This is a genomic window from Ruegeria sp. CDSC054 (assembly GCF_059610645.1).
The window spans coordinates 89,435-114,036 of the sequence record NZ_JBXWOA010000009.1; the positions used below are offsets into that span (position 1 = coordinate 89,435).

Below are 24,602 nucleotides of genomic sequence, written 5' to 3' on the forward strand. Positions count from 1 at the left end.
CTTTGGTCGGTACTCAGGTGTCATCCAACAACGGAGTAAGCCCTTGTAGGCAAAAGCCTTGATTGCGTATTGTTATGATTTCAAACCCAAAATCATCAGACGCCAGCTTTTTTCGCAGATACCCGATGTAGACGTCGACCACGTTTTCGTTACTGGACCCCTCCTGCGACCAGAGCGTGTCAAAGAGCTCACCGCGTGAGATGGGCGATCCCGCTTTGCTATTGAGCAGCATGAGCAGATCGAATTCGCGCTCTGTTAGCGCGATGCATGTTCCGCGGATAGTGAGCGTTCTGTCTTTTGTTGAAATCCGCGCTGGATCGGGGCGTTGCGATGCTACGCGGTGTTCCTGTACCTGCAGCCGGGCAACAAGCTCGTCAAAGCTGAAGGGTTTCACGACATAGTCATCAGCTCCGGCCTCAAGCCCGGCGGCGCGATGATCGACGTGAGAGAGGGCCGACAACATCAGGATAGGAATCGCGACACCGGCCGCGCGCGCAGATTGAACCAGCTCGATACCACTGTCTGCGCCCAGCATGACATCGACAATTGCACCAGAGTATTCACCGCTCTTCAACCGCTCCAGCCCTTGAACGGCGCGATTTTCTGCTTCGGCAGAGTAGCCGTGCAGCGAGAGGCCCCGCACAAGCGCCGAAGCAATTTTTGGGTCGTCATCAATGATCAAGAGTCTCGAAGCCATGGGACCACACTAAGCCTCTGCCAACGGCAATCGAATGCAGACATTTGTACCGGGATTTACGCCTAAGGAACGTTCACGCGCGACCGGGCTGGTGATCGAGATCGATCCTTCGTGCGCCTCGACGACCCATCTGGCCAGAGCTAGCCCGACGCCAAATCCCTGACTGTTCGCTGCAGCACCTTGAACAAACCGTTCAAATATCTGATCTTGTGCGCCTTCAGGAATTCCCGGACCGTTGTCGATTATCTTTATCTGAGCACTCCCATCTTTTGATTGGCCGGAAAGTGACAATGCTTTTCCATCGCGCGCGTGCCGGATCGCATTGCGCAACAGGCTGAGCAAAACTTGACGCATCCAGTTCGGATCGCAATGCAATGCACAATCCGGGAATTTTTCGACCTCGAGCTGCATATTAGCGTTGTCGATTTCGGGCTGGATGTCACCCACAACGGTTTGTATCAACGCGCGCAACGCAACATCTCGCGGTTCCAAAGCCAATTCCCCGGTTTCAGACCGCGCAACACGCAGCAAATCGTCAATACGCTGGTTCAGTTTTGCCGCACTGGTTTCGATAGTTTCCAAAGCCTCTGGCGCGGTCTGGCTGTCCCGTTGGCCAATCTGCGACTCCATCATGATAACTGTCAACGGTGTGCGTAATTCGTGGCTGATATCTGCAAAAAAGCGACGACGGTTTTCATCAATCCTGGACAAGGTATCATTCGCCGCGCTGAGTTCCCGCGTCCGCTGATCAATCGTTTCGTTCAATCCGGCCCATTCCGCATCAACCTCATCCTGACGCTGCTTCAACGCAGCCGCCATTCGGTTGGTCTCACCATACAATTGACCGATCTCATCGTTGCGGGTTTTTGGCAGCGAAATAGCAAACTCTGATTGGCCAACCTGAACTGCGGCATTGTGCAGCCGGTCCAGACGAGAAAACTGTGGCCTTACCAGACCAAAGTAAAACCATGCCGTGCTGAGCAAAGCAAATAGCGCAAGTGCCAATGCGACCCAGGTCAGCGTCAGGCGGGTCCGTTCGATTCCGGCCAATGTCGCGTTTCGAAACAGAACCTCGGTATTGACTGCCTGACTGAGCAAGGGATCGAAAGCGGATGCAAACGAGTCGATATGGGCACGCAGCCGTGCTTGATCGGCATCTGTATCAGCAAGCCCGTCCAGCGTATTGGCCAGCAGCGCCTCCATCCTAGCCAGGCCGAGGGATTGGGTTCCATACCGAGATTGCTCGTCCAGTCCGAGCGACTGAACGGCGGCTACGGCCTCCTCCACATCGGAGCGCAGTTGCAAAAAGGTTGTCCCGATCTGGTCCCGGATCGGGGATAGGCGTTCCAGTCGGGTTTCGACGGATTGATCGGTCTGGATCGACTCGGTAGCGATCACAAGAAATGTGGCGGCCTGTGCCGACAAAGCGGCATAGCGCGCCATCCGTGTTTCTGAAGCCAGCGCGGTCTCCAAACGGTTGGCGACGGTTTGCATCCCGAAATAGAGAATAGCAGCAGTCAACAAGGTGCCAGATCCAAGCACAACCGCACCGAGACCTAAACGGGTTTTCAGAAGCAGGCTGCGTTTCGTGGTTTTGAGCTGGTTCTTCATGACTTCCGCTTCATAAGACCACGGGCCGGATCATATCCCCAAACGGCAATCGTGCAAAAAACAACTGTGGACCCAAGAACCCAGACTAAGGCCGCCCAATTGATCTGCAGGTAAAGCAAGAACCTGATCAACTCGACCACATGCGTAAAAGGGTTGAAGGCGCAAATATTGCGCAGCAAGGGCGAACTTTCGGCCATTTTCCACAGGGGGTAGAGTGCTGATGACAGGAAGAACATAGGGAAGATGACAAAGTTCATTACACCGGCGAAATTCTCCAGTTGTTTGACGAAACTGGACAGCACCAGACCCAGCGCCCCCAGCATCAGACCACCCAGAACCAAACCCGGCAGTACTGCAACATAGCCGGGCAGGGGGAGGACAATTCCAAACAGCGCCGCCAAAGCCAGAAAAGTATAGACTTGTAGGATCGAGATTGCCGTTGATCCCAGCAGGCGGCAGAACAACAGCCACCAGCGCGGGAACGAACTGGTCAGCAATAGGCGCATCGAACCCATCTCGCGGTCATAGACAAGGCTGAGCGAACTTTGCATCCCGTTGAACAGCAGGACCATCGCACACAGGCCGGGTACGATGTAGGTCTCATACGTGATGTAAGTCTGATAGGGCGGGATGATCGATAGGCCGAGGGCCGCGCGAAACCCGGCGGCGAAGATCACTAGCCACACCATTGGCCGGACCAGAGCTGCAAGAAACCGTTCGCGTTGATGGACGAAGCGCAGAAACTCGCGCCCGATAATAGCCCGGGCGACACCCCAGAACCCGCTCATGCTTGGACCTCGGTTTGGGACAAGAACCAATTGGACAGCGTTTGATCACCGCGCAGGTCGCCCGACTGTCCGCGGGCCAGAATCCGACCGCGATGCAGCACCAACAATTGGTCATCGTCGCGCACTTCATCTGTGAGGTGCGTGGCCCACAAAACACAAAGCCCCTGTGCCGCCAGATCGTGTACATGGTCGGTTATTGACCGCCGCGCCGCAGTATCAAGTCCGACGGTTGGCTCATCCAACAGCAAAACCGAAGGGTTGTGCATCAGCGCGCGCGCCAGTTCCATTCGGCGTCGATGACCTCCATTCAGGTCGCTCACGCGTTCCCCGGCCCGTTCCCGCATGTTCAACCGGTCTAGTGCTGCGTCGACCCGGGTTGGAACCGCTGATCGCGGCAACCCGTGCAGGGCGGCGAAATAGGTCATGTTCTGGCGCACCGTCAGTCCCATATCCAAAGTCGGCTGCTGAAAAATCACGCCGAGTTTTGCCAACGCTTTACGCGGTGCTCGGCGAAGGTCATAGCCCGCCACACTGATTTCACCATCTGGCGCCACAAGAAGCCTTGTAAGTAGAGACACCAAGGTCGACTTCCCGGCACCATTCGGCCCGAGCAGGGCGCAAAAGGTCCCAGGCACCACGTCGAACGAGACAGAATCCAGCGCCGCTTTGGCACCAAAGTGAAAGCTTAGCTCGCGTACGGCGAGACCGGGGTTGGCTTCTGCCGGGGACCGCGTGTTTGGCATACTTCCTCCGTCCCGAACAGTGGGTTTTGACGGCAGCTTGCAATGTCGGGTCACGTTTCTCAACCTTGCAGTCCGATGTGTAACCGCGACTTAAGTATGTGAAGGTTCACGGATATGTTATGTATCCGAAAAGAGATGGCGCAGGTAACATCAGAGTCTGACCAGAAAGAAAGAGCCGCAATGACCCTAAATCGGCGCGATGCAATGCAGGTGAGCCTTTGGGCTTTGATGTGCCTCGCTTCGCCGTTACGCGCGCAGGATTTGGTGGCTCTGCCAAACGTCGCGACGCTGGAAGAACTAATCTACAGTTTTGCAGGTGATGCAACGCCTGAGAAAGGTGGCGTCTTCATCGGTATGGAAGCCATTGCCGAGGATGGCTATCGGGTACCGGTGACAATTTACGCTCCCTCAGCAGAGGAGGTCATGTTGATCGCGCCGGGCAATCCGGTTCTTCCGGTTCTTAGGGCGCGGTTCGGACCTTTGGCTGGCGCACAGTCTATCGCAACGCGCATGCGCCTGGGGCAATCTCAAGAGGTTTTTGCCCTCGCGCGCCTGCCGGACGGCAGTGTCAACCGTGGTGCACAGGCAGTGTCAGTTATTGTTGGCGGTTGCGCATGACAGAGGTGCTGTGACATGGCCGCAGGCGTCAAAACCCGTGTCAAGCTACCCAAACGGGTCCGAGCCGGTGAGGTGGTCACGATCAAGACCTTGATCACCCACCGTATGGAGTCTGGGCATCGCCTTGATTCAGAAAACCAGCCTATACCCCGGTCGATCATCCATCGTTTTCTGTGCGAATTCGAAGGCGAGGTGGTCATCGACCTCGACACCGGCCCGGGCATTTCTACAAACCCGTTTTTTGAGTTCCAGGCACTTGTTCCAGGACCTGGCGTTTTTACCTTCAGTTGGTTTGACGATGACGGCGCGATCTACACCGATAGCCGCGCAATTTCGGTCGTGTCATGATGCCGACGAAAGTGGTGGTTCTGATCGAGCGTGGAATTTGCAAGCGTTGGGCGTTGAAAGACTGTGGATCAAAAGTGCGGAAGGCCATGCTCGCCACCTGTGCCTGCTTTGGCATTCTCCCCGTTGCCGGGTTAAGGGCAGAAGCGAAGGACGGGGACGTGGAGCTTGGGGCATATCTGTCTGCGGAATGTGTGACTTGCCATCAGGCAAATGCGCAGACGGACGAAATCCCACAGATTGTCGGGCTTGATCCCAACGCTTTTGTGGCCGCGATGCTGGCGTATAAGGCCAAACAGCGTGAACATCCCATCATGCAGATGATGGCCGGGCGTTTAAATGATGACGAAATAGTGGCGTTGGCGGCCTACTTTAGCACGTTAGAGTGACATGGGCCGCAGGGAGGGGTTCAGATGACCTGGAACAGACGCGAATTTCTGGGTGCCGCGACGGGCGCTTTGTCAGCACCAGCAGTTCTGGCGGAGGGCAGCGGAAAGCCCCGTGTCGTCGTCGTTGGTGGTGGGGCCGGGGGGGGCACGGTCGCGCGATACATTGCCAAGGATAGCGATGGTGCAATCGATGTCACTCTTATCGAGCCGTCACAGGTGTATTTCAGCTGCTTCTTCTCTAATCTCTACATCGGCGGCCTGAAATCGATCGATGAGATCGGGCACACTTACGGTGCGCTTGCTGCAAATTATGGTATCAACGTTATCCATGACTGGGCCGTTGCGGTCGATCGGGTCGACAAAAATGTGACTTTGGCAGGTGGTCAGGTGCTGCCCTATGATAAGCTGATCCTGTCACCCGGTATCGATTTCATCGAAGGGTCTGTTCCAGGCTGGGATCTATCGGCGCAGAATAAAATGCCCCACGCTTATGAGGCCGGTTCTCAGTCTCAGCTTCTGCGTGCCCAGATCGATAACATGCCGGAAGGCGGGGTGTATGCAATGGTTGCGCCACCAAACCCTTATCGCTGCCCACCCGGTCCATACGAGCGTATTTCGATGGTGGCGCATGTTCTGAAAACCACCAACCCTACGGCCAAAATTGTTATTGCCGACCCTAAACCAAAATTCTCTAAAATGGCTCTGTTCGAGGATGGCTGGGCCACGCACTATCCGGGCATGATCGACTGGATCGGCGAAGACTTTGGCGGCGGAGACGTATCGGTAGACCCGGATCAGATGACTCTGACGATTGACGGCGAAGAAATGGCTGTTGATGTTTGCAATGTCATCCCTGCGATGAAAGCCGGACGTATTGCCGAACTTGCGGGTGTTACGGATGGCCGATGGGCGCCGGTCAATTCGGCTGACATGTCGTCAAAAACCGACCCGGATGTTTATGTTCTGGGCGATGCCTGTCAACAGGGCGACATGCCAAAATCTGGATTCTCGGCCAATTCGCAAGCCAAGGTCTGCGCCAATGCTGTCCGGGGTTCGCTGACCGGGTCCCGAATATTCCCGCCTAGATACGCAAACACGTGCTGGTCATTGATCGCTGTAAATGACGGTGTCAAAGTCGGTGCGACATACGAAGCGACTGAAGAAAAGATAGCACGAGTTGACGGCTTTGTCAGCCAAGTCGGTGAGGACGCTAACCTGCGCAAGACAACCTACGAAGAATCCGAGATTTGGTACGCCGCCATCACAGCAGATATGTTCCACTAGAAGCTTTATTGCGAAATTTTTTACCAACTTCGGAGGGTCTTGTCAGAAGAATTTTGCTTGAGCGGGGCAGGGGTGTTGCGTAGCTTTTGCCCATGACCAGACCTGCCTCTTTCAAATACTTTAAGACCAGCCCCGAGATCATCCGCCTGACAGTGATGCTGTACATCCGTTTCCCGCTCTCGCTTCGGCGTGTCGAAGAACTGCTGCATGAGCGTGGTATCGAAGTAAGCCATGAAACTGTCAGATACTGGTGGAACAGGTTTGGCCCGATGTTTGCTGTTGAGATCAGACGGAAGCCTGTTCCGCGACTTCGCATACACCAAATGAAATGGCACGTGGATGAGGTTTTTGTGAAGGTGAATGGCAAGCGGCATTACTTTGGCGGGCTGTTGATCACGAGGGCGACGTGCTGGAAGGCGTCGTAACCAAACGTCGAAGCAAAGCTGCAGCATTGAAATTCTTCAAGAAACTGATGAAGCGACATGGTAAAGCGGAAAACGTCGTCATGGATCGCTTCGCATCGTATGGGGCCGCTCTCAGAGAGTTTGGTGCTACCGAAAAAAAGCAGACGGGCAGGTGGCTCAATAACCGGGTCGAGAGCTCGCACCTGCCGTTCCGGCGACACGAACGCGCAATGCAGCGTTTCAGGCGTATGCGAAGTTTGCAAAAACTCGCCTCCGTCCATTCCTCAGTCTATAACCACTTCAACCAGGAAAGATCGCTCGCCAGCCGAGACACCTTCAAGCTGACACGCACCGTCGCTCTTGCCGAGTGGCGCGAACTTGGTATGGCATAAAGGGCACCTATATTGGCTTAGCTGAGACTAGTTCGAATTTGTCTGACGGCACCGCCACTCATACCCGCCTCAATTCAAATGTGCTTTCCGCCGCAAGACCTTACCCAAATATCGGCGCGCTCGAACTATCACGTTTCGGGTGACGGCAAATTCACTGCAGTCCGGATTCGCGCAACCCAATCCCATTGCCGATTGGCCTGAGCGCCCGGTTTACATCAGGATTAATCGAAACAGACAGCGAGCCGCGTTGCTTTGATGCAGTTCCGTAGGGGGGACCAGTTCTTGGTCTCATGCTCAGCTTGAACCCAACTGCTAAAGCGCTCCGGCTACCATGCTGGAGGCACAAGATAAGCCCCCCACGATGATTTGCGCGACAATGCCTGGGCATAGCTGACTGTTACTTTCTTTACAAAAAATCCCAAATTTCGTGAACAAATTTACAAAATTTTGTTTCAAGACTAGTAATTTATTGAGAAATTTTCTGTCCGATTTCCATTATTGGAATGCACAAAAGTGCGCTTTCGTCTGCTGGAAGAGGAGCCAAAGGACGAAAAATGGAAATGGGAGGAATAAATGACTAAGAAAAATGTCACGCGCCGCGGCGTGCTAAAGTCCGGTGCCGTTGCAGGTACCGGTCTGGCCCTGCCTACGATCTTTACGGCTTCGTCGGCCGCTGCCTTTACTAATGAGCCGACAGGGTCATCCGTCACTCTGGGCTTCAATGTTCCGCAAACCGGACCTTATGCCGACGAAGGCAATGATGAACTGCTGGCGCAACAGCTGGCGGTCGAACATCTGAACGGCGAAGGCGACGGTGGTTGCCTGAACACTTTCTCGTCGAAGGCGCTGCAGGGGAACGGTATCCTCGGCAAGAAGGTCGGGTTCGTCACCGGCGACACCCAGACCAAATCGGATGCAGCCCGCGCATCGGCCAAGTCGATGATCGAAAAAGACGGCGCAATCATGATCAACGGTGGTTCGTCCTCGGGCGTGGCAGTTGCGGTTCAGGGCCTGTGCCAAGAGGCGGGCGTGATCTTCATGGCCGGCCTGACCCATGCAAACGACACTACGGGCAAGGACAAGAAGGCCAACGGTTTCCGTCACTTCTTCAATGCCTACATGTCGGGTGCCGCGCTGGCGCCGGTTCTGGCGGCTGAGATGGGCAAGGAACGTCGTGCCTATCACCTGACGGCCGACTACAACTGGGGCTGGACCCAGGAAGAGTCGATCGTTGCCTCGACCGAAGCCCTGGGATGGGAAACGGTCAATACGGTCAAAACACCGCTGGCGTCCACGGACTTTTCGTCCTACATCGCGCCGGTTCTGAACTCGGGCGCGGATGTACTGGTTCTGAACCACTATGGCGGGAACATGGTGAACTCGCTGACCAACGCGATCCAGTTCGGTCTGCTCGACAAGGTTGCAAACGGCAAGGACTTCAAGATCGTCGTGCCGCTGTATTCCGAGCTGATGGCCGCTGGTGCGGGCGAGAACATCAAAGGTGTGCTCGGGTCGATGAACTGGAACTGGCAGCTGCAGGATGAGGGCACAAAGGCCTTCGTGAAGTCCTTTGGTGAGAAATACGGCAAGCCGCCGTCCAACTCCGCTCAGACCTGTTATGCACAAGTGCTGCTTTATGCGGATGCGTGTGAGCGTGCAGGCACCTTCAATCCCTGTGGTGTTGCCGAAGCTCTGGAAGACTTTGAGTTCGACGGGTTGGGCAATGGTCCGACATGGTATCGCGGTGCCGATCACCAGTGCTTTAAGGACGTGCTGGTTGTGCGGGGCAATGAGAACCCGACCAACGCCTATGACACGCTTGAAATCGTCGAGATCACGCCGCGTTCGCAGGTCGAGTACGATCCCGAGCACCCAATGTTCGCCGGTGGCGAACTGGGCAAGTGCAATCCAGGCGCGTAAGCCTTTTGGCGAATGTCTGACCGTCGTTCTCGGCGGTCAGACGACTTACGGCCAGGCCTGTGGGCCTGGTCTCAACCACTCAATCCACACTGACCAACCCTGAGGTGGGCCCAATGGACGCCATCCTACTGCAAATACTTAACGGTCTGGACAAGGGCTCGGCTTATGCGCTGATCGCGCTGGGTCTGACTCTGATCTTCGGGACGCTCGGCGTCGTGAACTTTGCCCACGGGGCTTTGTTCATGATTGGCGCGTTCTGCGCCGTTACTTTGCAAAAGCTGCTGAACCTGAGTTTCGTGACCCTGGATGAAACGCAAAAAGACTTTTTGGGTAATCCACTGAAGGTCGAAACACCTTATATCGAGGCCTGGTTCGGCCCCGAAGTCGGCGCAACGATCATCGACTGGTCCGTTCCGCTGTCCATCCTGTTTGCGATCCCGATCATGCTGCTTGTTGGCTATGTGATGGAACGCGGGCTGATCAAACATTTCTACAAGCGCCCGCATGCAGACCAGATCCTGGTGACCTTTGGTCTTGCGATCGTTCTGCAGGAAATCGTCAAGTATTTCTTCGGCGCCAACCCGATCCAGACCCCTCCGCCTGATGTACTGAGCGGATCTGTCGATCTGGGTACCATGGTTGGTTTTGATCCCAATGCAATCATCTACCCGATCTGGCGATTGGTCTATTTTGGCTTTGCCGTAGGCATTATCGGCGCAGTGTTTTCGTTCCTGCAGTTCACCACCTTTGGGATGGTCGTCCGTGCTGGGATGGCTGACCGGGAAACGGTGGGCCTGCTGGGCATCAATATTGACCGCCGGTTTACCATTATGTTTGGCATTGCCGCCGGTGTCGCTGGACTGGCCGGTGTGATGTACGGGCCGCTCAACCCGCCGAACTACCACATGGGAATGGACTTTCTGGTCCTTAGCTTCGTTGTGGTTGTTGTTGGCGGAATGGGATCATTGCCAGGCGCCGTTCTGGCAGGCTTTTTGCTGGGCATTCTGGAAAGCTTTGCCTCGACCACCTGGGCCACCACAACGATCCCAGGCATCAATCAGATCATCATCTACCTTGTCGCCATCATCGTGCTGCTGACGCGTCCGCGCGGGCTGATGGGGCGCAAAGGCGTGATGGAGGAATAATCAATGTTGGGACTGAATAAAAAAGACACCAGCCTGCTGATCGTCGTCGCACTCCTGACCTTGCTGGCGCCTTTCATCCTGAACCCGTTTCCAGAGGGCAGCGCCATGGCGCAGTTCAACGCGGGTTACCCGGATTTGATGCAGAGGTTCGTGATTTTCGGGATCTTTGCTATCGGGTTCAACATTCTGTTTGGCCTGACCGGGTACTTGTCCTTCGGTCACGCGGCCTTTCTGGGCGTAGGATCATACTCGGCAGTTTGGATGTTCAAACTGCTCAGCTACAACGTCATTCCAGCCATCGCGCTGAGTGTCGTCGTCGCGGGCCTGTTCTCACTACTTATCGGGTTCATCAGCCTGCGGCGGTCGGGGATCTATTTCTCGATCCTCACGCTGGCCTTCGCACAAATGAGTTTTGCGCTGGCCTACTCGGTGCTGTCAAACCCCAAGTTTAACCTGACAAACGGGGAAACTGGCTTGCAGGTTTATGCAGACGATCCGCAGATTCTGCAGGGCGCCAACGCGCCCGACCTACCGCATCTGTTCGGCTTACCAATGCGCGCGACGTACACGATGGACGTCGGCGCGTGGAGCTTTGACTTCAACGCAGGCTACTATCTGTGTGCAGTGATCATGATGGTCGTTTTCTACTTGTCGATCCGCATCTTCCGCTCACCCTTTGGCATGATGTTGCGTGCGGTGAAGTCGAACCAACAGCGGATGAACTATACGGGTCTGAACTCCAAGCCATATACGCTCGCGGCCTTTGTGATTTCTGGCATGTACGCCGGTCTGGCCGGTGGTCTGATGGCCGCCATGGACCCGCTGGCAGGTGCCGAGCGGATGCAATGGACGGCCTCGGGCGAGGTGGTTCTGATGACGATCCTCGGTGGTACGGGCACGTTGATCGGCCCGGTTCTGGGCGCAGGTTTCATCAAGTATTTCGAGAACATCTTCTCGAAGATCAACGACAACGTCCTGCATAGCTGGTTCGCATTCCTGCCTGACGGACTGGAGGACGCCGTGGTGTTCGTGATCCACCCGTTCATCGGCAAAGGCTGGCACCTGACGCTGGGCATCCTGTTCATGCTGGTTGTCATCTATCTGCCGGGTGGTCTTGTCGAAGGTGGGCAACGTTTGCTCAAGCGCTTCAAGCGCAAGAATAAAGACACCGACGATGCGCCCTCGGGCAAAACAGAACCGGCCGAATAAGGGGCGAGAAATGGCAATTCTAAGAGTGAAAGACGTCAGCAAACGCTTCGGTGGCCTCAAGGCGCTGACAGATGTGAACCTCAATATCGAAGAGAACTCGGTTCATGCGATCATCGGCCCCAATGGCGCGGGAAAATCGACACTGCTGAACTGTCTGGTGGGCAAGCTGATGCCAGACACCGGATCGGTGTTGTTCAACAACAACTCGGTTCTGGGACTCGAGCCGTTCCAGATCAACCAGATGGGCATCAGCCGCGTGTTCCAAACGCCTGAGATCTTTGGCGAGTTGACTGTGATGGAGAACATGCTGATCCCGATCTTCGCGATGCGGGATGGGGCATTCCGGATGCATGCCTATGAGACCATCGCTAGCGAACGTGAGGTCGTCGAACAGGCCGAAGTCATGCTGGAAGAAATGAACATGGCCGACAAACGCGAAATGCACGCGGCGTCGCTGTCCCGGGGCGACAAGCGGCGACTTGAGATTGGCATGTGCCTTAGTCAAAATCCGCGGCTGTTGTTGCTGGACGAACCTACGGCTGGCATGGCACGGGCGGACACCAACAACACCATTGATTTGCTAAAACAGATCAAGGATGAGCGCGACATAACCATCGCTATTATCGAGCATGACATGCATGTGGTCTTCAGCCTTGCGGAACGCATCACAGTTCTGGCGCAAGGGACGCCGCTGGTCGAAGATACTCCAGAGAAAATCCGTGGACATCCCAAGGTTCGTGAAGCCTATTTGGGCGAGGCGGCGTAAGGAAAAGCTATGAACGAGAAACCCGACTTTTCAAAAAACGCCAATAGGGCAAGCACCGCGCCTGCGTTCCTGTCTGTATGGGACATGCATTCGTACTACGGAGAAAGCTATATCGTGCAAGGCGTCAGCTTTAACGTGCACGAAGGCGAGATTCTGGCCCTGCTTGGACGGAACGGCGCTGGCAAAACCTCGACACTCCGGTCGATAGCGCGGGTAGGCGATCCTGAAGTAAGGCACGGTGAAATCTGGCTGGATCATCAGCCGCTACACAATATGACAAGCTACGAAGCGGCGTCTGTTGGCCTTGGCCTTGTGCCGGAAGACAGACGAATTATCCCAGGGCTGACCGTTGAGGAAAACCTGCAGCTTGCCCAGATTGCCCCGCCTGTCGGTTGGTCTCTGGAGCGGCTGTATGAGTTGTTCCCGCGCCTAGGCGAACGCAGAAAGCAAGAGGGGATTACCTTGTCGGGTGGCGAACAGCAAATGCTGTCAATCGCAAGAGCCCTTGCTCGGGATATCAAAGTCCTGCTTCTGGATGAGCCTTACGAAGGTCTGGCGCCGGTCATTGTCGACGAGATTGAAAAAACACTGGCTCACGTCAAGCAACAGGGTATGACTACGATCATCGTCGAACAGAACGCCGTCCGAGCATTGGAGTTAGCCGATCGCGCGATCATTCTGGACACCGGCACTATCGTATTTGATGGGACGGCGAACGAGGTGCTTCAAGACACCGGCCTTCGCGAGGAGTATTTGGCGATCTAAGGCAGGCTCGAAGTCTTAGGAACATTCTGGTTGCAAACGCCTTAGTTATGGTGACGCTCGAATTCTTCGGACGCTTGCGCTCCTGCACTCATGATAAAGGCAGCTAACTTTGATCCGCCATATAGTCCTGACAAAATTCCGGTCCGACGTGACCGAAGAAACCATCGGGAAGATTTACAGGGGCCTGTCGGACCTAACCGACGCCCTGCCGGGTGCAGGCGGGTTTGCCGGTGGCCGCAGCGAAAGCCCTGAACAGATCGAACGCGGTTACAAGCATGGGTTTGTGATTGATTTCGATGATTGGGCCGCATTGGCAAGCTATCAAAGCAACGAGAGGCACAAAGCGCTGGGCGCGCAGTTGGTCGAAAACGCCGTGGGCGGCATCGACGGAATTCTGGTCCTGGATTTAGAGGTCTGAGACAGTAAAGCGGGTTTAACCAGATTCCGAATGGCTGACTGAAACGGTGTGCTGACCGTCGCAGCGTGGCGCCGCGCGCCTGTGTCCCTGTAACCGTTCGACGGCAAGATTTTTGATCTGCGGAAACAGCCCTGATCAGCTTGATCACCAATGATTTGACGGACCCAATTTTACTGAATTCGCGTCGCCAACGCAGATAGCGTTAGGGCGCAGAAGGGGCGAACGGCGGCGCATTCTGCCCTTGCGAAAATGGCAATAGATGTACGTCGAACACCGGATTACTTGTCTTCAAGCGGTCAATTTTTTATACTACTTTGTACATTTTTTTGAATTTTTTGATGTTCACGAGTGTATTTGGTTTGCCCGAGTTGCGACAGCAAAGAGCGTGTTCCGGCGGCCAGTTCGGGGGTATTGATGACAAAGGCCAGCGATCCAAAAGCTCGCCCTGAAGTTGCCAAAAATGACGCTAACAAAGTGTCGGGTGTTTATGACTTTGTGCAATCTCCTGACTGGCAGGAGATGCTTGAAAATGCTCGGAAACAACGAGAAATAAACATCGCCACTCGCAAGGCAAAAGCCGCTGCTTCACAGTCATCTGATCCAGACCAACCCAAAGCCACGAACTCAACCGATGGTGCGCAACCAGCGAACGCGCTAAACGCAGCGGCGGGGCTGTCGGGAACCTTTGGTAAGTCTGCCCAAGCTACCAGCTCTCACCAATCTGGTGAGTCGGTTCAAAAAGCGACGGCAGGACGATTTGACAGTCAAACCGTCAATGATGACAGTCGCGCGACTGAAAACGTGACACGCGATGCTCGAGGAGAAGCACACACTGTGCCGCCCGATGGCAGGCCCGCGCCGGGCATCCATCCCGACAACACGCCAGAGGATCTAGCCGACCCGAAATCAGGTCAAAAGCTTCCCGAGGAAGGGTTCGCGGATCGATTGCGCAGAACCCTTCAGGAAAGAACAGACGATCAGAATCGCAAGCGTCTCAAGATGCGGTTGGGACTGGTCGCGGCAGGATGCGGCATCGGTGTTGTTGCGTCGTCGTCGGTTTTTTTGATTTTGTCTGGGTTGAACGCCCCCGGTCCAACCGAAAACGCAGGTTTGGTGAGCCAAGAGACCGCGGCAACAGGCGCGATCATGCAACAAGACGCGGAACTCGCCGAGCGATCGGTGCCGCCGTCCGACATTACAGGTGATGCGGCGGACCCGACTGTAACTTCTGAAACCGTGTTCGATGTACCATCTGAATCGAATTTGCCTGACGGTGACGCAGCCGCGTCACAGGATTTGGCCTCGTTGTCGCGACCCTTGTTAGATTTGTCCGAGCAACCGGGCGGTTTCAAACCAGAATTGTCGCGCTTGGCACCTAGTGTTCGGTCTTTCGTGCCGACCCTTGTCCAGCCACCATTGCCGATAACCCTGCCAAGCTATCGACCTCGGGAAGAGTTGAATCTTGGTTTTGTCCGGCTTCAATCCACGGCGGAAATTTTCAGCACTTCTGTCGCTTTGCTTGAAACAACGGTGACTGTGGTTAAACCCGAAGAGTTTTTGAAAGGCGTAAACGTAGCAGCAACCCCAAAAACAATGCGTCCGCCTGTAGTTCCGATCCAGCCCGGTGTACTGGACTATACAGTGACGCAAGTATCTTTGGATGTCCTCTTGACCGAGCCCGAGAATGGTACTCAGCCGGAACAGGGTTTTCAGACAAGCGAAGCAACCGGTTCGGACATTGCCGTGCGACCAGAGGGAACAAACCTTGCTGCCGAGATTGCGCAACCGTTGCCATACGAACCCCAGCCCGAGCCTGTCGAATTGGCGGCATTGCCAATCGCGCCAAAGCCAATCGACGCGCCGGCCCCATTGATCACACCGGCCGCTTACGAGACATCATTGGCTTTACGGGCACCGGTCCTTTCGGTGACACCAAGCCCACTGGAACCACCGGTCTTGCCTCGGGCACCGGCTCTGCTGAATGATGCAATCACACCCCCGGAACCAGAGCCTGCCCCGGCAAACATGTCCGTGACCTTCCGGATCTATGCGCCGACCAATGTTCCGCAGAGCGTTGTGGATTCTGTTGTGTCCAACCTGACTTCGACCGGACATGAGCTTAACGGGCAAGCCCGCGTGGGGTTTAAGATCACCCAGTCAAACGTTCGTTTCTATCACAAGCAGGACGAGGAAAGAGCCGCCACCCTTGCCAGAGACTCCGGTGCATTGCTGCGGGATTTCACAGGGTCCAACAACAAAACTCCTAGTGGAATCGTAGAGTTATGGTTGGCAGGAAAAGGCTCTGGCGTCGCCAGTGTCAAGCGAACCAACACACGCAGCACGGCCAGAACCCAAGCCCCTAACCGCGTCAATCAACTGAAAAGTCAGGTCCTGAGCAAACTTAAGAAAGCGACGACCCAATGACTGTATTTTTAAGCTATACTGAAAAGGCTGATTCAAGATTTTGTACTGTTAATTGTTTCCGACGAGGTATCCAAAATGACGGATAGACGACTTATCGGCATCGTAACTGCTCTGCTATTCTTATCGACGACCCAAAACGCGCGTGCCGAAATTACGCTTGAGCATCTGCTGGCCATCGACCAAATGCTGTCCACCAATGACATTCAGGCACTGTATTCCTACCTCGACAAAAACCCGGAGCTATTGACCGGCGAAGATGAACTGTCGCTGGAGCTGCGGAGCTTTCACGAGGTCGCATCTGTTGGCAATCTGGATTTCAGCTATGCCACCAGTGCACCGGCCAGCAGCGAGAACCGTGCGGCTAACGAGGCATTCGATGCCTCGCGGCAACACTGAGTCGGATGTCAGAAATGCTTGCCTTCGGGCGATCGAACACACCAACGATCGCCTATGTCATCGAGCCGCGGTTCTCTGGCGGGACTTCTGCGGCTGTGGCGGCCGAATTGCCGGTGGCCGCCGAATGCGGGCAGGTGGTCGTGCACGCGATCACGTCCAGGACGTTTGGCACCAACCAACACGTTTCACCGTTTTTGCGGCAGGTGCTGGACGAGCTGAACATTCCGATCATTTGGGATGCACCCCGGATCAGCGCGGATTTCGTGTTTTTGCACAACCCGTCTTTTTTGAAATTTCAGGACACGCTTGGCACAAGGATCATTGCGCGCGAGCTGTACGTGATCACGCATGAGAATTTTCTGCGTCCGGGCGGGGCGGAAGGGTTTGATGTTTCAAGCTGTCTAAGTCAGATCGAAGCCTCTACAATTTCGCTGAGGAAAACACTCGCGCCGATATCACCGTTTAATCGAAGCGGCGTAGTCGACTGGTTGGCAACCTCTCGTGTGGCGCGACAGTGGGACGTTTTGGGCTCTGACTGGTTCAACATTTGCAAGACCGAGATGAGCGCCCCGTGTGAAACACCACAGGACCGCCGTGGGCGTCATTCGCGACCTGGATTCGAGAAATTCCCGGTTATTGCTGATTTGGACAGCTGTTTTCCAAGCCATTCGCAGTGCAATGTAATTCTAGGGGCGGATGCTTTGTTGAATGCCCGTGTTCTTCGCGCGCATTGGACCTTGCTTCCCTTTGATGCCATAACTGTGCAAGAGTTCTTTGGAATGATTGACTTTTTTGTATATTTCACCGCGCCGACCTGGCAGGAAAGTTTTGGTCGCGTTGTAGCCGAAGCGGTTGCTGCGGGTAAGGTGGTTCTAACCAACGCTGATACTGGCGCTACGTTCGGAAATGCTGTCTTGGCTTGCCAGCCATCACAGGTGGACGCAATCATTGCCGACCTGATCGCCCAACCGCAGAAGTATCATGATCAGGTGGCCAGATCGCAATCGGCGCTGCAGAACTACTCTGCAGGGAAATTCAAGGCGATGCTGTCGGGGGTTTTGTCCGCCGATAGCGGGGTGAACAAATGATCTATGTCGAAGTGGGCACACGCTCATTGCGGTCGTTTGACACGCAGTTGATCTTTGCTGAGCAGCTTGCCGCACGTGGCTTCAATGTTTGCATTGATGCCGATTATCTGCCCGAGGATGCAGGGCGTGGCAGGATCTACGAGGCAGCCAAGTTCCTTGTCGACCCGGGTGAGAACAAGGCGCAGAGTGTATTCGTACTGGGTGCAGAAGAGATCGATGATTTTCTTCTTGCGTCGTTGCGCAACAAACAGCTCGACCCGAGTGTCCCGGTTGTTGCGACGGGCCGCTTTATGACTCAGCAAAGCTATATCGCGGCCAAGGCCCGGCTGGCCTATGCGCTTGGGCGCGAAGCCCAGGTGATCGACCTGACAGATTTTCAACCGCGACCGGTGTTGCCATCTACCTCCAGCCCTTTGGTGGCGGATGTTCGGCCAGTATCGCGGCGGTCCAAACGGGTGGTGCCGAACGTGACCGTTGTTCTGGGTTCGATGGAGTTGGACAACCCCGAGACGCTGTCTTGTTTTTCCCGGATGAGCAGCCAGAGTGGCTATAACCTGAAACTCATTGTTAGCGGCGCACAGAACGAGGCGATCAAGGCGTCGCCGTTTCACGATTTGCCGACCTACTTGTATACCGGACTGTCGCCGCTGACTTTGGCAATTTCGACGGATATTCTGGCGATGTTCGGTAATGGAATTGCCGGAGTTCGCATGGCCGCTTTTGCGGTTGAGCTGATTGCAACGGGCGGCGTTGCCATTGACTGTACCGACGATGAGGTTCTGATGTCCTCGGGCGCACCTGCATTGCTGGGCCCCAAGACTCCTTTCGCATTGGATGGGTATCTGATCGGCAATGTGATCGGGAACGTGCCGCAAATTGTCGAACAGGCCTCAAAATCGCAATGGTTGCACACAGTTGATATTTCTCGTCTGGAAACGGCTGCAGGTCTGAAACCGAAACGGCGTCAGACGGAACAGGACAAGCCCAAAACCCTGTTTTTCCCGACAAACGGGGTGGGGCTGGGCCACGCGCAGCGGTGTAGTATCATTGCCCGTGAAATGCCGGACACCATGACAAAAATGTTCGCGGCCTTTCCCAGCTGCATTCCGCTTGTTCGCCGTGAAGGTATCGACTGCATCCCGCTGGTTCAGCGCACCGATACAAAGACCAATTCTGATGGCAATGACGTGCTGACCTATCGGCGTCTTGGTGGGGTACTTCAGGAAAACGACACGTTGGTTTTTGACGGCGGCTACGTGTTTGACTCCGTCTACCGGGTGATCCGTGAACGCAAACTGTCGGCGGCTTGGATCCGGCGCGGGTTGTGGCCCGAAGGCCGGTCCAGGCAGACCATGCTGCGCCGCGAAAGCGTGTTTGACCGTGTCATCGTGCCCTCCGAGGCATTAGACGAGCTGAACGACGCTTACAGCTATGGTGACCATGTCCATTATGTCGGGCCAATCGTGCGTCAGGTGGAACAATCCGCCGCGGAAATAGAACAGCTCAAGACCCGGCTGGCGGAACGTTTCGGGCGCGACTTCAAGCAACTGGTTGTCAGCATGTTAGGGGGTGGGGTTGCCTCGGACAGGTCTGCACAATTGCAGGCGATCTCGGGCATGCTTGAGGCGCGCAAAGATTGCCTGCACCTTGTTGTAACGTGGCCCGGAAGCACGGTTCAGCCTGCCACATTTGGTTGGAAAAACACCCAGGTGGTTCAGACGTTAGAGGCGACCAAGCTTTGTCTTGCCGCGGATGTGGTTATATCTGCAGCCGGTTACAACTCGGTCCTTGAGATGCTGTACCATCGCATCCCGGCGATATTTATTCCGCAGTCAGCACCCTATCTGGACAATCAGGAACGGCGCGCCACAGCCATGGCCGACCGTGACTTGTGCGCCGCTATCACAGAGCGCGAATTCATGAAGCTTGAACGCACGGTCGCAGATTGGTTGGATCATGACGGAGCCGAATTGTACCGATCCGCTTTGAATGATTTTGAGCTGCCAAAAACGGGGGCAGTCAAGGCCGCCGAATTGTTGACCGAATTGGGGGCCGGATATGACCAGTGATCTATGGTTCGAAATCCTCAGCCGAACGTCGCCAAATCGGCCCGTGCCGCTGGACGATCTGATCAATGAGGATCACGGCGCCAAGCCGCTTGGCAAGGTTGTCTTTCCGAACATGCGGCTGGCACCGTCGCTTATGCTGTGGGACCGCGAACCCGGTGGTCCGGTGCATATCGGCGTGCGGGTGCATGAACCGCCAGAGATACCGTATCGCATCGCCAGGCTTTTGGCCGCCGCCGCGATGGAGCGGGAGGTTTTTCCGGTCATTCTCAGCCGCGTTGATTATTGCGGTCTTGAACGGTTCGGGTTTCGTGTCGAACGCGTTCCCGAGGAGGCCGCTGCAGCCCAGGCCGCCGAGGAAGAAATCAGAAAATACTGGGACCTGGCGATTATCATTGACGGGCATGAAATCGGTCTGTTGGGCTAGCGAGACGCCGATTTAGGGCAAGGAGCGTTTTGTGAAAATCATGACCGGCGGACAAACGGGCGTTGATCTGGCGGCTTTCCAGTTCGCTTTGGAAAACGAGATTCCCTATGGCGGCTGGGTTCCGAAAGGCCGCTTGAATGAGGCGGGCCGCATTCCGGATCGCTTCACCAATTTGTCTGAAACGCAGTCTGAAGATGTTGCCGAGCGAACAAGGATGAACGTTTTGTCCTGCGACGCGTTGCTGGTGTTTTTGGATGGATCGACCAGTCCGGGAACGCAGTTGACCATCGATTTCGCGCAAGAGATCGGAAAGCCTAATCTGGTCGTTGATCTAGGGCAGGGGCTTGAGGCGTGCGCGCGCCAAGTAAAGCATTGGGTTATGGCGAGACCCAATGCGGTATTGAACGTCGCGGGTCCCAGAGAAAGCGAAGCCCCCCAAATCGGAGCCAAGGTGACAGCAGTACTACGTCAGTCGATTTTGCCTAAAAAAAGGAATGTTAACTAAGCATGGGTTCCGGGTATACGACGTTTCGCCAGTAGGCGCGGCACCCGCCGGTTGCTAGGGTTGGGACAACCAGATTGCGAAGGCCAAGTTTCATGTTTGCAAAAACCTCCGGACAGATTGATTTTGGCAAGGTCCTGATCGTCGATGACCATCCATTGTTTTGTGATGCTTTGTCGATGACGTTGCAAAGTGTCACTCGAATTGGTGAAATCCACACCGCAGATCGATTGGAAAACGCGATTGCTCTGATTGCCAGTGGGTTGCGACCAGATGCGGTTATACTGGACCTCAACCTGCCGGATGTGGACGGGCTTGAAGGTTTGGTGCGCGTCAAAGCGGCCACCGATGCACCGGTCATCGTGGTGTCGTCGATTTCAGAGAACCGCGTGATCAGTCAGGTGATCCGTGCGGGTGCCTCAGGCTATGTCCCCAAGCACAGCCAGCGAGATGTGTTTCGTACAGCTTTCGAGACAGTTCATTCCGGGGGCGTCTTTGTGCCGGACGGTTTTGCACTGATTGACGACGATGCGGAAACCGAACACAGCGACGCCGCCAATCGGCTTGCCACATTGACCAATCAGCAATCGCGCATTCTGCAGCTTATTTGTGAGGGTAAGCTGAACAAGCAGATTGCGTTTGATCTGTCCATTGCCGAAACCACGGTCAAGGCGCATGTAACTGCAATCATGCGTAAACTCGGCGTGCAAAGCCGTACGCAAGCCGTGCTGCTTGCCAAGAAGGCTTCTCTTGCCAGCGTCTTGCAAGAATAAGCCCTCGCGCCATATCATATGAAAACGTTGCGCTTCAGGGAGGAGGGCAGGATGAACCAAGCAGTCGGGTGGGCGACAGCTGCCGCCCGTGCGCCAGGTATCGTCAAAACGGGCTTTGTACATCGCAACACGGATCACGCGATTGAAAAACTCGCGGGATCCTTGGGCGATGATCTTTTGTCCTTGGTTATTATGTTCGTGAGCTCCGGCGCGGATGCGGCGGCGGTTATTTCCGAGGCAGTAGTTGCCTTTGCGCCAACGCCTGTAATCGGATGCACCACAGCGGGCGAGCTTGCAGATTGCGGCTATGGCGAAGATCAGATTGTCGCCATCGGATTACCGTCTTCGCATTTCGAGGTGCGCACTCTGTTGGTGCCCGACCTTGGGAATTTCTCGGCGCAGGACATCATCGACCAGATGATCCGCAACCGTAACGATATGGCGGCGTCCGTACCGGATTGGAAGCACGAGTTTTCCTTTTTGATGATCGACGGTTTGTCGACGAAAGAGGATGCGCTGACGTCGGAACTCGCTGTTGGACTGGGGCCGGTGCCCTTGTTCGGCGGGTCCGCAGGGGACGGAACCTATTTCGGCGCGACTTATGTGTTGATGGACGGTCAGGCCATGCAGAACGCGGCGATCCTGACGCAGGTTCGCACGCGCTGTCCGATCAAAGTGTTCAAGACGGATCACCTGTTGCCAACGGCGCGGCGTATGGTCGTCACCAAGGCCGATCCGGCAAACCGTATCGTGCAGGAAATCAACGCCGAGCCAGCCGCGCGCGAATATGCCCGTCTGCTTGGTAAAGATCCTGAACAGTTGACGACCTTTACCTTTGCGGCCCACCCGCTGGTTGTGCAGATCGGCGGCCAGCATCATGTACGGGCCATCCAGCGCGTCGCGGGCAATGGTGACCTTGTGTTCTTTTCCGCGATTGATGAGGGGCTGGTGCTGACGCTGGCCGAACCTCGCGACATGGTTTCGCATCTCGAGGAAGAAATCGCTGCGCTGACACAGACCACCCGTCCGGACACGATCCTGGGCTGCGATTGCATCCTGCGCCGGCTGGAGGCACAGGAAAAGCAAAAGACGGGCGAAATTTCGCGCCTGCTGGCCGAGAACCATGTCGTCGGGTTTTCGACCTATGGCGAGCAATTCAATTCGATCCATGTGAATCAGACGCTGACCGGCGTCGCGATTTACCCTCCGGAAGACGGGTAGGCGATGATTGAATCCCTGACCGACCCCAATGATCCGCTTGATCGGCAGAATGAAAAGCTGCTGAAGATCGTCGCGGCCCTGATGCGGCGGGTCGAGGAATCCACTGACGCCTCGGGCGCGGCTTACGCACAGTTTCAGCGGGCTGCCATGCTTGAACAGGAAGTGCGGGCCCGAACAGATGACCTTGAGCGGGCGTTGGACTTGCTCAACGACTCGAACGCGCGCTTGGCGCAGGCCAATCAGGAAACCGAAGCCGCCCGCGCAAACCTCGCCAATGCGATCGAGGCGGTACAGGAAGGGTTTGCGCTGTTCAATCGGGATGAAGAAATGGTCCTGTGCAATAGCCGCTTTGGCCTGCATATGCCCGACATTCAGACCAAGCTGACACCGGGGTTGCGGTTCACCGATTATGTCTGGTTGGTCAGCCAGTCCAGGTTCCTGTCCTTGCCCGGGGTCGTTTCCCCAAAGGACTGGGTACAGCGGCGCATGGCACGCCATGCTGAAGATCACGTTGTCTTTAACATCCGCCTTAGCGGCAACCGCTGGATGCAGGTATCCGAACACCGGACGCCGGATGGCGGCACGGTGATCCTGCAGACGGATGTGACCGACATCATGCGGTTCGAGCGGCAGGAAAGGGACCGTATCCTCGATGACAAAGCGCGCCTGATCCGCGCGACACTGGAACATATCGATCAGGGGGTCTGTATCTTTGACAGCAAGCTGCGTCTGGTCGGGTGGAACAACCGCGCCAGCGAACTTCTGGCCATTCCCAATGCGCAATTTCAGATTGGCGCACCGTTCCAGACGTTGTTTCACCGGTTAAGCGCGACAATCAGTTTTGAGGGCGGTGTGAGCGACGCTGACCTGCTGGCCTGGGTCAATCGCTCGACCGAACGTCCGCCGCTGCAATTCCAGATGCACAGCGGTCGTGCCAAGATTTTGTCAGTCTTTGCGCAGGAAATGCCGGATCAGGGATTTGTGATTTCTTTCACTGATGTGACGGAAGACAGAAAATCCGCGCAAGCCCTGGTCGAGGCCAAGGAACTGTTGGAACAGCGCGTTGCATCGCGGACAATGGAGCTCGCGGACGCGCTGAACGAGGCAGAACGCGCGAACGCATCAAAATCGCGCTTTGTTGCGGCGGCCAGCCACGACCTGTTGCAACCTCTGTCGGCTGCAAAACTCTACGTCTCGACGCTGGGCAGTGGATTGGACAAGGCTGACGCGCGGGATGTCGCTGCGAAGGCGGAAAGCGCGCTCAACAGTGTAGAACACATTCTTGAGGCGCTGCTGGACATATCGAAACTGGATTCCGGGCGGGCATCGGTTCACTTGTCTTCCGTCCCGGTCGGAGAGCTTTTTTCCCAGATGGAGGACGCCTTTAGGCCTATGGCGCAAGCAAAAGGGCTTGGATTGGGATTTGTGGGTACCGATGCGGTTGTCAGAAGCGATGCCAGTTACTTGCGGCGTATTCTGCAAAACCTTTTGTCGAACGCGATCCGGTACACGGAAACGGGCAGGGTTCTGGTCGGTGTAAGACGACAGGGGAAAACCATATCGATTCAGGTCTGGGATACCGGCATTGGGATCGCACCTGACCAAAGAGACGTTGTTTTTCAAGAATTTAAACGTATTCATTCAGACGCCAGTGCGGCCGAAGGGATGGGTTTGGGCCTTGCCATTGTGGAACGCGCCTGTGGTTTGTTGAAACATCCGATACGTCTGCAGTCCGAACTGGGGCGCGGAACCGTTTTCTCAATCACGGTTCCATCAGCAGGCCAGGCACGCGACGCGCTGAATAGTGGTGAACCGTCGATACCGCCGCGCTCGGACGTGCTGCACAGGACGGTCGCCTTGCTGATTGAAAACGATGACAACCTGCGCGGCGCGCTGTGCATGACGATGGAAAACTGGGGCGTTCAGGTATTGGAAGCGGCCAGCAAAGATGAGGCTGCAAACCTGCTGCGCGAGATCGGGATCCTACCGGATGTCATTGTCGCCGATTATCAGCTGGACGGCGGCAAGACCGGGACCGATGCCATTGCCGAACTGGAGCGCGAATTCGGGCAACTGCCCGGTTGCATCATTTCCGCTGATCGTTCGACCGAATTGGCGACCTCTTGCAAAACGGCAGGCTACCTTTTGCTGCATAAGCCGATTGATGCACAAAAGCTAAAATCAGTGTTAGAGGCTTCGGTCAGTTGACAG

General features: G+C 55.6%; 23 protein-coding genes and 1 pseudogene. 20 read left to right on the forward strand and 4 right to left on the reverse strand.

Features of this window, described 5'->3' with window-relative positions:
• Positions 1-13: 13 nt before the first annotated feature.
• Genes AC2FGC_RS16845 through AC2FGC_RS16860 form a run of 4 tightly spaced genes read right to left on the reverse strand, consistent with a single transcriptional unit; the run spans position 14 to position 3,839 of the window.
• Positions 14-697 (reverse strand): response regulator transcription factor, encoded by a 684-nt coding sequence (locus tag AC2FGC_RS16845; RefSeq protein WP_496721990.1) that lies wholly within the window; start codon positions 695-697, stop codon positions 14-16.
• A gap of 9 nt (positions 698-706) precedes the next feature.
• Positions 707-2,308: a sensor histidine kinase gene (locus AC2FGC_RS16850; RefSeq protein WP_496782938.1), complete on the reverse strand. Its 1,602-nt coding sequence runs from the start codon at positions 2,306-2,308 to the stop codon at positions 707-709.
• Positions 2,305-3,096: an ABC transporter permease gene (locus AC2FGC_RS16855; protein WP_496721994.1), complete on the reverse strand. Its 792-nt coding sequence runs from the start codon at positions 3,094-3,096 to the stop codon at positions 2,305-2,307. Before AC2FGC_RS16855 ends, AC2FGC_RS16850 begins: the two co-directional genes overlap by 4 nt.
• Positions 3,093-3,839: an ABC transporter ATP-binding protein gene (locus AC2FGC_RS16860; protein WP_496721996.1), complete on the reverse strand. Its 747-nt coding sequence runs from the start codon at positions 3,837-3,839 to the stop codon at positions 3,093-3,095. The genes AC2FGC_RS16855 and AC2FGC_RS16860 overlap by 4 nt, the downstream gene beginning before the upstream one ends.
• A 180-nt stretch (positions 3,840-4,019) precedes the next feature.
• Here AC2FGC_RS16860 and AC2FGC_RS16865 point away from each other — a divergent pair, with 180 nt between their 5' ends.
• The 20 genes and pseudogenes from AC2FGC_RS16865 to AC2FGC_RS16960 all read left to right on the forward strand — a co-directional run bounded on the left by AC2FGC_RS16865 (position 4,020) and on the right by AC2FGC_RS16960 (position 24,599).
• Positions 4,020-4,457: a thiosulfate oxidation carrier protein SoxY gene (locus AC2FGC_RS16865; RefSeq protein ID WP_496721998.1), complete on the forward strand. Its 438-nt coding sequence runs from the start codon at positions 4,020-4,022 to the stop codon at positions 4,455-4,457.
• Between the two features lie 15 nt (positions 4,458-4,472).
• On the forward strand, positions 4,473-4,805 hold the full coding sequence (gene soxZ, locus AC2FGC_RS16870) for a thiosulfate oxidation carrier complex protein SoxZ (RefSeq protein ID WP_496722000.1): 333 nt from the start codon (positions 4,473-4,475) through the stop codon (positions 4,803-4,805).
• Positions 4,802-5,191, forward strand: coding sequence for a c-type cytochrome (locus tag AC2FGC_RS16875; protein WP_496782940.1), 390 nt, complete (start codon positions 4,802-4,804; stop codon positions 5,189-5,191). Before soxZ ends, AC2FGC_RS16875 begins: the two co-directional genes overlap by 4 nt.
• A gap of 24 nt (positions 5,192-5,215) precedes the next feature.
• Positions 5,216-6,475, forward strand: coding sequence for an FCSD flavin-binding domain-containing protein (locus AC2FGC_RS16880; RefSeq protein WP_496722004.1), 1,260 nt, complete (start codon positions 5,216-5,218; stop codon positions 6,473-6,475).
• Between the two features lie 92 nt (positions 6,476-6,567).
• Positions 6,568-7,271 (forward strand): annotated as a pseudogene (locus tag AC2FGC_RS16885) (IS6 family transposase).
• A gap of 573 nt (positions 7,272-7,844) precedes the next feature.
• Positions 7,845-9,191 carry a substrate-binding protein gene (locus AC2FGC_RS16890; RefSeq protein WP_058274871.1) on the forward strand — a complete coding sequence of 449 codons (1,347 nt, stop codon included), beginning with the start codon at positions 7,845-7,847 and terminating at the stop codon, positions 9,189-9,191.
• A 113-nt stretch (positions 9,192-9,304) separates the two neighbouring features.
• A complete protein-coding gene (locus tag AC2FGC_RS16895) occupies positions 9,305-10,336 on the forward strand; it encodes a branched-chain amino acid ABC transporter permease (RefSeq protein WP_282150859.1) in 1,032 nt (343 codons plus the stop codon).
• 3 nt (positions 10,337-10,339) lie between these two features.
• On the forward strand, positions 10,340-11,545 hold the full coding sequence (locus AC2FGC_RS16900; RefSeq protein WP_496722007.1) for a branched-chain amino acid ABC transporter permease: 1,206 nt from the start codon (positions 10,340-10,342) through the stop codon (positions 11,543-11,545).
• Between the two features lie 10 nt (positions 11,546-11,555).
• Positions 11,556-12,311 (forward strand): ABC transporter ATP-binding protein, encoded by a 756-nt coding sequence (locus AC2FGC_RS16905; protein WP_282118831.1) that lies wholly within the window; start codon positions 11,556-11,558, stop codon positions 12,309-12,311.
• Positions 12,312-12,320: 9 nt separating this feature from the next.
• A complete protein-coding gene (locus AC2FGC_RS16910; protein WP_058274761.1) occupies positions 12,321-13,076 on the forward strand; it encodes an ABC transporter ATP-binding protein in 756 nt (251 codons plus the stop codon).
• A gap of 109 nt (positions 13,077-13,185) precedes the next feature.
• The gene (locus AC2FGC_RS16915) at positions 13,186-13,494 is read left to right on the forward strand and encodes a Dabb family protein (RefSeq protein WP_496722009.1); all 309 of its coding nucleotides are present in this window, start codon (positions 13,186-13,188) and stop codon (positions 13,492-13,494) included.
• 414 nt (positions 13,495-13,908) lie between these two features.
• A complete protein-coding gene (locus tag AC2FGC_RS16920) occupies positions 13,909-15,918 on the forward strand; it encodes a hypothetical protein (RefSeq protein ID WP_496782943.1) in 2,010 nt (669 codons plus the stop codon).
• A 75-nt stretch (positions 15,919-15,993) separates the two neighbouring features.
• Complete coding sequence (locus tag AC2FGC_RS16925) at positions 15,994-16,314, forward strand: hypothetical protein (RefSeq protein ID WP_282150864.1); 321 nt, start codon at positions 15,994-15,996, stop codon at positions 16,312-16,314.
• A gap of 14 nt (positions 16,315-16,328) precedes the next feature.
• The gene (locus AC2FGC_RS16930) at positions 16,329-17,402 is read left to right on the forward strand and encodes a hypothetical protein (RefSeq protein ID WP_496782946.1); all 1,074 of its coding nucleotides are present in this window, start codon (positions 16,329-16,331) and stop codon (positions 17,400-17,402) included.
• Entirely contained in the window at positions 17,399-19,471 is a 2,073-nt protein-coding gene (locus AC2FGC_RS16935; RefSeq protein ID WP_496782949.1) for a glycosyltransferase, read from the forward strand. Before AC2FGC_RS16930 ends, AC2FGC_RS16935 begins: the two co-directional genes overlap by 4 nt.
• On the forward strand, positions 19,461-19,895 hold the full coding sequence (locus AC2FGC_RS16940; protein ID WP_496722018.1) for a hypothetical protein: 435 nt from the start codon (positions 19,461-19,463) through the stop codon (positions 19,893-19,895). The genes AC2FGC_RS16935 and AC2FGC_RS16940 overlap by 11 nt, the downstream gene beginning before the upstream one ends.
• Positions 19,896-19,935: 40 nt before the next feature.
• Positions 19,936-20,400 (forward strand): putative molybdenum carrier protein, encoded by a 465-nt coding sequence (locus AC2FGC_RS16945; RefSeq protein ID WP_496722955.1) that lies wholly within the window; start codon positions 19,936-19,938, stop codon positions 20,398-20,400.
• A gap of 92 nt (positions 20,401-20,492) precedes the next feature.
• A complete protein-coding gene (locus AC2FGC_RS16950; RefSeq protein WP_496722020.1) occupies positions 20,493-21,170 on the forward strand; it encodes a response regulator in 678 nt (225 codons plus the stop codon).
• 51 nt (positions 21,171-21,221) lie between these two features.
• The gene (locus AC2FGC_RS16955) at positions 21,222-22,391 is read left to right on the forward strand and encodes an FIST N-terminal domain-containing protein (RefSeq protein ID WP_496722022.1); all 1,170 of its coding nucleotides are present in this window, start codon (positions 21,222-21,224) and stop codon (positions 22,389-22,391) included.
• A 3-nt stretch (positions 22,392-22,394) separates the two neighbouring features.
• A complete protein-coding gene (locus AC2FGC_RS16960; RefSeq protein WP_496782950.1) occupies positions 22,395-24,599 on the forward strand; it encodes a PAS-domain containing protein in 2,205 nt (734 codons plus the stop codon).
• Positions 24,600-24,602: the final 3 nt, after the last annotated feature.